1 pseudogene is annotated in these 269 nt (G+C 39.0%); it reads left to right on the top strand.

Annotated elements, in window-relative coordinates:
- A pseudogene (locus AB5935_RS27710) lies at positions 1–269 on the top strand (ATP-dependent Clp protease ATP-binding subunit); the annotation flags it as partial.

The raw sequence follows: 269 nt of genomic DNA, 5'->3' as shown, positions 1-269 counted from the left end.
CGCCTGAATTCATCAATCGTGTAGATGAGATTATCACGTTTGATCAACTTTCTCTGGAAGCGATAACAAAGATTATAGACATAGAGCTAAAAGGATTGTACGATAGAATAGAATCTATTGGTTACAAGCTTGTTATTGAAGATAAGGCGAAAGAATTCATCGCTAGCAAGGGATATGACATACAATATGGCGCCCGTCCTTTGAAGCGCGCAATTCAAACCTATCTGGAGGATGGTTTATCCGAGCTCATCATTTCCTCGTCTTTAAAA

This window comes from Phocaeicola sp. RTP21198st1_B8_RTP21198_201120 (assembly GCF_040929485.1).
GTDB classification, from domain to species: domain Bacteria; phylum Bacteroidota; class Bacteroidia; order Bacteroidales; family Bacteroidaceae; genus Phocaeicola; species Phocaeicola dorei.
This window is presented reverse-complemented; position numbering and strand designations above follow the sequence as displayed.